Genomic DNA, 6,090 nt, shown 5'->3' on the forward strand with positions numbered 1-6,090 from the left:
GATGCGAAGCTGTGACTTCGGACTGTGACAGGCCGGCGTTCACCGTCTTGCCCAGATCCTGCAACATCTGCATGTCAGCGGCGCTCAGCGAGACCTCGAATGTGTCTGTCTGCACGTCGCCGCTGTGGGAGAACTGTATGAGAGTTCCCTCATGTGAGTGCGTCCTGGGATTTTTCTTCGAATGCCTTGCGGCGAGGTCCAGTGCCTTACCGAACTCTTTCCAGTGCTCGGTCCTGGATGCTTGCGGGCGGCGCTTGGGATGTGCCGGAGTCCTTGCGGCGAGTATGGCTTTGGTCTCTTTGGTCGGTAGTTTATATTTTTCCATCTTTTCTCGGATGTAATTCGGGCAATCTTTGGTCGGTCCTTCCAGTATGTAGCGTTGGATATTTCGTCCAAAATTGCGGTAGGTGGTTCCATTCGCTTTCAGGTGGTATTGTCGTGTCGGAACTGTCCCGTGGTTTTCGGGGTTGGTGTAGTAAAGGTCCAGTGCCTCACCGAACTCTTTCCAGCGTTGAACGCGTCCGGGCGTTGTCCCAGTATTTACGGTGATTATGGCTTTGGTGTCCTTGGTGTCCTTGGTCAGTAGTTTGTATTTTTCCATCTTTTCTCGGATGTCATTCGGGCAATTTTTGGGTAGTCCTTCCAGTATGTAGCGTTGGATATTTCGTCCAAAATTGTGGTAGGTGATTCCATTCGCTTCCAGGTGGTAGGATTGTGTCGGAACTGTCCCGTGTTTTTCGGGGTTGGTGTAGTAAAGGTCCAGTGCCTTACCGAACCCTTCCCAACGCTCTAGTTTTGTCTGCATTTTTTCTCCGTTTTTCGTTCGGTCTGATTTCAGTCCGCTTCGATGAGGCCGTTGCCGGTGCTCTCGTGCCGGTTGTTCCACCGGAGGTACGACCGTGATCAATTGGGGACGGTGCTCAGGGAGATGCATTGCATGAACGGAGCGGGGAGTGGCTGGTTCTGGCGCGCCCCGGCTCGTCGAGGATGTCCGAGATCTTGTCGTGAAAACGGCAACTCGCCTTCGCTCCTTTCACGGTTTGTCCGTACAGCCAGGGACGAAGGCTGCACTCGATGACCAACGCTGTCAAGCGGCTCGTGGACTGCAAGGGGGCGGGCGGGTCCGGCCGTTGGCACGTGTCCGCCGGGTGCCGGCCGGCACCGCCCGGAGGACGTACTGAGGTGTAGGCGCACCTGGCCTGAGGGCACCGTGACGGCAGCGATGGGCCTGGCCAAGGAAGTCGATGAGCCTGTCCGCCCCGGGTCGGTGTGGGAGGCCCCGCCGCGCCGTGGACACGAACGTGGTGAGTTCAGGCGTGGCGGGGCCCTCCGGCCGGGCGGCCGGGCGGTCATACGGTGCCGAACTCCCCCTCCTTGACGCCTGCCACGAAGGAGGTGAAGGCGTGGGTGGGGAGGTGGAGGGCCGGGCCGTCCGGGTTCTTGGAGTCGCGGACGGGGACGTGGCCGTGCGATGTGGCGATGGCGAGGTTGGTCGCGACCTCTATGCAGTTGCCGCCGTTGTCGCTGTAGGAGGACGTGAACCAGCGGGGAAGTTCCGTTGTCACGGGGTGCCCTTTCGTTGCTGGTCGATCACGGGAGGGAGGGGAGGACTCGGTGGTCAGACGGTGCCGACGGTGCCGAGGTCTCCGGCCTTGACGCCTGCCACGAAGGAGGTGAAGGCGTGGGTGGGGAGGGTGAGGGCCGGGCCGTCCGGGTTCTTGGAGTCGCGGACGGGGACGAGGCCGTGGGGCGCGGCGAGGTTGGTGGCGACCTCGATGCAGTTGCCGCCGTTGTTGCTGTAGGAGGAGGTGAACCACCGGGGGGATTCGGTCGTCACAGGATGCCCTTTCGTAACTGATTGATCATGGACACGGATGCCGTTTGCGACAGCGCTTCGGCCTGTAGTTGATGGTAGGCCGTCAAGATGGGCACTACAGAGGCGATTTCGCGATCAAGATGACCTTGGGTCTGGGACTCCGCGTAGCACATCACGGATCGGTCCGACAGCGTCAGCAGGTTGACCGGCAGGTCGAGATGGCGACGCTCTCCTATGTCGAACGGCGCGACCTGGAGCACGGTGTTGGGCTTGGCGGCGAACTCGACCAGTCGCTCAAGCTGGGCGTTCATGATTCCCTGGCTGCCGATGGGGCGGCGGATGCAGCTTTCGTCCATCACCAGGAACAGCATGGGCGGACGCTCCCGCTCCAGGAGCGCCTGCCGTTCCGCCAGGAACGAAACGCGCTCGGCGGCCTGTTCGGGAGTGATCGCCCCGCGTTGCAGGGCTGCGTCGGCCAGCGCCCGTGCGTACTGCGGTGTCTGCAACAGACCAGGGATGATCCCGATCTCGTACAACCGGATCTCCACCGCCCGGCCCTCGTACCCGACGTACTCCGTGAAGCCCTCCAGCAGGTTGCCGTGCCGCAAGTCACGCCACTCGCGTTCGAGTGAGTCGGAGCTTCCGGCCGTCCCGAAGACGACGTCGGCTTTGCGCGAAAAGGGAAGGGTCGGCGGTTTGCGAGCAGTTTCCACGGCCGAAATATGCTGGCTGGAATATTCCAGACGCTCGGCCAGCTCCTCCTGATTCCACCCGCGCTTCTCTCGCAAGCTGCGCAGACGTGCCCCGTAGGCCGCTTGCGGGCTCCTCTCGGGGTTCAACTCCTTGCGGTTGACCATGTCACCACCAAGACCTTCCTTCAATCTCGATTACTTGAAGGGTTTCCGACTGTGGGTCACGCTGAATCCATCCGGTAGCGGAGTCGCTACGGAGAGGAGTCGTCGTGCCCGTCAAGAACGATCCCACCAAGTGGCAGCAGCCTCCGCAGGTACCGCCCACCGGCACGCTATTGGTGGACCCTGACGAACAAGTCGGCGAATTTAGAGGGGAGTTGGGTGGACTCTGGTATCTGCGCGCTGTAACAGGCGGGCGGGAGTGGACCGTTGCCCCGGCCGACGCGCACCCGGCCAGCCCCGCGCAGCGACTGCGCGCCGAGACCGCCCGCGCGAACGCCCGCAGCCGGGGTGAGGTGCTGTGACCGCACCCGCGGGCGAGGTGACGGGCGGGCCCGGCGCGAGCGGCAGGTCACGGTCCGCGCCCGCGGGCTACCGGGCGGAGGTGCGGGCCGTGGGGCCGGTGTTCGGCACCGCCGGGACCGTGCAGTACGTCCTGGGCGCCTACCGGACCGCCTCCCCGGGACTGGCGCTGCGCTGGCTGTGCGGCGAGGCGCTGCGGATCGCGGACCGGCTGGACCCGGACCCGGCCCGGTCGGCTTGGGTGCGGCCGGCGATGCGCACGGTGCCCGTACCCGTGCCCGACTGCCCCACCGAGCTGCGCGCGTGGGTCACCGACCCCGACGAGCAACGCGCCGCCCGCGAGCGGATCAGGGGCGGGCGCCCGCTGGTGGTCCGGGTCCCCGACGCGGGCGGCACGTTCATCCTCTCCGTACGGCCCGCCGACCCGCCGAGACCCCCTGGAGGCAGGCCCATGGGCCGCACGACCCCCGCCGAGAAGGCCGCCGCCCGCCAGTTCGCTCGGGCGGACAAGGAGACGATCATCGAGCGGTACCTTTCCCGGGAACCGCTGGCCCGGATCGCCGAAGCGTACGGCGTCACCCCCCACTGGCTCGCCCTCCGCCTCGACGAATGGGGCGTCCCGCGCCGCCAGCGCTACGAGGCGCACCTGCACCGCCGCCCCGCCAGGCGCCTCTTCCGCGGACGCACGCCCCGCCGCACGACAACCGAAGTACAGGCCGCCCAAGCGGACTTCACCGACCACCGCACCGACGTGACCACCCGCTACCAGGACGGCGAGTCCATCACCTCCCTCGCCCGCTCCTTCCAGGTCAGCCACACCTGGGTCGCGGAACGCCTGACCGACTGGGGCGTACCCCGCCGATGACCCACAGCACCGACACGACCATCCGCGAGGCCATCACCCGCGCCTTCTCATGGGCGGTCTCCATCCTCGTCCCTCGCCGCTCCCGCCGCCGTCCCCGCCGCCCGCGTCGGCCGGGCCGCCACAGCGCCCGCTACCTGTCCGCCGTACCGCCCCCCACCCCTCCGCCCGTGCCTGAGGCCCCTCCGCCCGTACCCGAGGCCACCCCGCGACCCGCCGGCCGGAGTCCGAGGGTCTACGCCTGGTCCACCCCGATCCCCGACCACGTCCGCGCCCGCCACGCCCCGCTGAGGGGTGAGGAGGTACGCCTCGTCCGGCCCTACGTCCTCGCCGCGCCGACGGCCCCGCCCCCGGCCGTCACCTGGGAACGGCGGCGCGCGGCAGCCCTCGCCGCGCTGGGCGTGGACTACCCGTACACCTACGACGGCGCCCCGTTCCCCCTCTCCGCCTTCACCACCACATTCACCACCACATCCACCGCCACGGAGGCGACCGCATGACCCGCCGGGCACCCGAGGACAAAGCCCGTACCCCGGCCGGGACTCCGGCCCAACCCCCGGCCCGGATCCGGGTCTGCGCACGCTGCCTGCGCGAGACCACCGAAGCCGTACTCGTCGAGTGGATCGACACCGGAAGCGGACCCGGACTCGAAGTGTGGACCTGCCCGGAACACGTGCGGGGCTACACCCCGGGACTTCCCCGGCGGGAGGGCTGACCTGATGACGGACGGACGGACGTATGGCGGGACGGGCGACCGGACGGACGACGGGATGTACGACGGTCGGTCGGCACACAGGCAGAAAGGGTGGCCGGCCCCGCCCGTCTCTGGACGCACCGGAACCAGCGTTCCGGATGCGCCCCGGTGGTGGCGGCGTCTGTGGAGATCGCCGCATGTGCAGGGTGGGGACGGTAGTTGCAGTGAGATCTATCAGCGCCTGCTGAGTCTGCCCGTGGAGTTGGCGGTGGTATATGTGGGTATTGCTCGCTGGGGTGAGGGGAAACGATTCTGCTGCAGTTCGGGCTGGAGAGCCCAGGCGGCGTCGGCGTAGGGGTTGTCGAGGGTGGGCTGAGTGCTGGGGTCGGTTGTTGCGGTCTCGGTCACTGCTGGCCCGGCGGTCCCACTCTGCGCTGCACGCGGTCCCCGCCGAGGGTTCAACCGGGCTACGTCGGGGTGGATGGACCAGGTGCCGTTGCCGTGGTCGCGCAGTGTGATACCCGCGTTGACCAGGGCTACCGCCTCCTTCGGCCCCACATGGGAGTCCGTGTCCTTTTTCGCAAGGTTGTGCATCCGTTTGCCGAAGTTCGTTCCCAGCACCTGGTAGGTGCTTTTTGGGAGCTGGCCGTGGGGGATGGGTGGTTGTGCCTTTCCGGTGTGTCCGAGAAGTTGGTATGCCTCCGTGACGGCCCTGGCGTTGAAGTCGTCTGCACTCTGTTTGTTCAGTTGTGATGTTTTTGGTGTGTCGGGGTGGATGGACAGGGTGCCGTTGCCGTGGTCGCGCAGTGGGATACCCGCGGCAGCCAGCGCTGCCGCCTCTTGCGGCCCCACACGGTTTCTCGTGTTTTTTTCCGCAAGGGCGCCCATCCGTTTGCCGAGTTTCTTTCCTAGTACCTCGTAGGCGTCGTTTGGGAGCTGGCCGTGGGGGATGGGTGGTTGTGCCTTTCCGGTGTGTCCGAGAAGTTGGTATGCCTCTATGACGGCCCTGGCGTTGAAGTAGTCCACCATTTGTTTGTCCAGTTGTGATGCTTTTGGCGTGTCGGGGTGGATGGACAGGGTGCCGTCGCCGTGGTCGCGCAGTGGGATACCCGCGGCAGCCAGCGCTGCCGCCTCTTGCCCCCCTGCACGGCATTTCGTCTCCATTTCCGCGAGATTCTGCATCCGTTTGCCGAGTTTCATTCCCAGCACCTGGTACGTCTGGTTGGGGATCTGGCCGTGGGGGATGGGTGGTTGTGCCTTTCCGGTGTGTCCGGGAAGTCGGTATGCCTCTGTGATGGCTCGGGCGTATTCAGTTTTAGTTTTCAGGCGTCTGCGTTGGCGCGGTGGAATGCCCGCGTCAACCTCTGTGACGGCCCTGGCGTTGAAGTCGTCCGCACTCTGTTGGTCCAGTTGTGATGTTTTTGGTGTGTCGGGGTGGATGGACTGGGTGCTGTTGCTGTGTTCGAGCAGTGTGGTATCCGCGTCAGTCGGGGCTGCTGCGTCC

9 protein-coding genes are annotated in these 6,090 nt (G+C 65.7%); 4 read left to right on the plus strand and 5 right to left on the minus strand.

All coding sequences use genetic code 11. From position 1 onward, the window contains the following. The 4 genes from ACFC09_RS31390 to ACFC09_RS31405 all read right to left on the minus strand — a co-directional run. The coding region (locus ACFC09_RS31390) for a hypothetical protein (RefSeq protein WP_376533739.1) at positions 1–907 on the minus strand (907 nt) is incomplete at its 3' end. A gap of 442 nt (positions 908–1,349) precedes the next feature. After that, positions 1,350–1,565: a DUF397 domain-containing protein gene (locus tag ACFC09_RS31395; protein ID WP_376533740.1), complete on the minus strand. Its 216-nt coding sequence runs from the start codon at positions 1,563–1,565 to the stop codon at positions 1,350–1,352. Positions 1,566–1,618: 53 nt separating this feature from the next. Further along, positions 1,619–1,837 (minus strand): DUF397 domain-containing protein, encoded by a 219-nt coding sequence (locus ACFC09_RS31400; protein ID WP_376533741.1) that lies wholly within the window; start codon positions 1,835–1,837, stop codon positions 1,619–1,621. Then, positions 1,834–2,673 carry a Scr1 family TA system antitoxin-like transcriptional regulator gene (locus tag ACFC09_RS31405; RefSeq protein ID WP_376533742.1) on the minus strand — a complete coding sequence of 280 codons (840 nt, stop codon included), beginning with the start codon at positions 2,671–2,673 and terminating at the stop codon, positions 1,834–1,836. The genes ACFC09_RS31400 and ACFC09_RS31405 overlap by 4 nt, the downstream gene beginning before the upstream one ends. A gap of 104 nt (positions 2,674–2,777) precedes the next feature. Here ACFC09_RS31405 and ACFC09_RS31410 point away from each other — a divergent pair, with 104 nt between their 5' ends. Genes ACFC09_RS31410 through ACFC09_RS31425 form a run of 4 tightly spaced genes read left to right on the plus strand, consistent with a single transcriptional unit; the run spans position 2,778 to position 4,607 of the window. Next, a complete protein-coding gene (locus ACFC09_RS31410) occupies positions 2,778–3,032 on the plus strand; it encodes a hypothetical protein (protein ID WP_376533743.1) in 255 nt (84 codons plus the stop codon). Further along, positions 3,029–3,895 (plus strand): hypothetical protein, encoded by an 867-nt coding sequence (locus ACFC09_RS31415; RefSeq protein ID WP_376533744.1) that lies wholly within the window; start codon positions 3,029–3,031, stop codon positions 3,893–3,895. The genes ACFC09_RS31410 and ACFC09_RS31415 overlap by 4 nt, the downstream gene beginning before the upstream one ends. Further along, the gene (locus tag ACFC09_RS31420) at positions 3,892–4,392 is read left to right on the plus strand and encodes a hypothetical protein (RefSeq protein ID WP_376533745.1); all 501 of its coding nucleotides are present in this window, start codon (positions 3,892–3,894) and stop codon (positions 4,390–4,392) included. The genes ACFC09_RS31415 and ACFC09_RS31420 overlap by 4 nt, the downstream gene beginning before the upstream one ends. Then, on the plus strand, positions 4,389–4,607 hold the full coding sequence (locus tag ACFC09_RS31425) for a hypothetical protein (RefSeq protein ID WP_376533746.1): 219 nt from the start codon (positions 4,389–4,391) through the stop codon (positions 4,605–4,607). The genes ACFC09_RS31420 and ACFC09_RS31425 overlap by 4 nt, the downstream gene beginning before the upstream one ends. Positions 4,608–4,820: 213 nt before the next feature. Here ACFC09_RS31425 and ACFC09_RS31430 read toward each other — a convergent pair. Continuing rightward, positions 4,821–6,090 (minus strand): hypothetical protein (locus ACFC09_RS31430; RefSeq protein WP_376533747.1); only part of this gene is annotated, 1,270 nt, incomplete at its 5' end.

This window comes from Streptomyces sp. NPDC056161, from assembly GCF_042268025.1.
In the GTDB taxonomy this organism is placed as follows: domain Bacteria; phylum Actinomycetota; class Actinomycetes; order Streptomycetales; family Streptomycetaceae; genus Streptomyces.